This is a genomic window from Streptococcus sp. GMD6S (assembly GCF_000297015.1).
Genome location: NZ_AJRH01000165.1, coordinates 1 through 1081 on the forward strand (window position 1 = coordinate 1; position 1081 = coordinate 1081).

Here is a 1081-nt window from a genome sequence, read left to right on the forward strand (position 1 = left end):
ATCCCTGCTGACATACGTTCATAGACACGGTACTCGTAGAGGCGCTCTGGCATGGTCGCCACCTTCTGAGTTTGTTCTTCTTGAGCTAGGTTGCGAGCATAAAGCACAACCTTGTCCTTCCCTTGCTTGGAGAGGCTATTGTAAAGACGAACAATCTCAATCTGAGTAAAATACCCTTTTGCTACCTTTAAAATCTTCTCCAGCTGAGCAACCTTCTCCTTGGATGGTTCCTTAATTCCACGTTCCCAAGCCGAGTAAGCCTGAAAGCTGATCCCTAATTCCTCTGCAATTTCCTTCTGTGTCAATTTTAACTCTTTCCTCCGAGTCTTGAGTTTTTCTGGCTGATACATACTTCACCCCCTAGTGTGATGTTTTATTGAGAATATCTCTCTTAGAAAAACAAATCGACGGTTGAGCTTACATCTCTAAACTCAACCAATATGGTTTAGTTTTATTATATAAAAAAAGTGGACGATTGTCCACTGGGAAAATCAAATTTTAACAGACACAACTGGAAATTATGAACAAAAAACTGGACTAGCCCTAGCAACTCCTACTCTAATTTTTGCAACAGCTTTACAACTTGCCGATTATCAATCCTCACATAATATACACCACTATCACTGACAAGTTTATCCTCTTCATACTTAGCAATCTTTACAGCATAAAGACCTCTTGGTAGGGATTGGTTGGCAAAAAATTCCTTCATGAGCCTTTCAAGATCTTTTAGATAGTCATCATACAAGAGATCTCTTTTTTCCTTCGGAACGAAATATTGAAATTCAAATGTCGGTATAAAAATCTCTTTTTGGAAAAGATATTGAGCATCCATTGGATACATCCCTTGCAGAGCTTGGCCCTTGCTTTGATTTTCCTCCAATATTTCATTATAAAGATAGATATTATCAGATTGGTTATTAAATTCAAAACCAATACCTTGATACTTCAAATCAGGAAGTTTAGGATCTTTGATTGAACTGTCCAGTGTTTTTAAAAACTCGCTGGTGCCTGGACTAACCTCAATCCCTAAATAGGCTAATTCTGGGAAAACATCATAAATTTTTTTACCATTTTTGTAATC

At 37.7% G+C, this 1081-nt stretch carries 1 protein-coding gene and 1 pseudogene; both read right to left on the reverse strand.

Features of this window, described 5'->3' with window-relative positions:
• Nucleotides 1-350: helix-turn-helix domain-containing protein (locus GMD6S_RS09385; RefSeq protein ID WP_000284680.1), on the reverse strand; the 350-nt coding region annotated here is incomplete at its 3' end.
• A 203-nt stretch (nucleotides 351-553) separates the two neighbouring features.
• Nucleotides 554-1081 (reverse strand): annotated as a pseudogene (locus tag GMD6S_RS12780) (hypothetical protein); the annotation flags it as partial.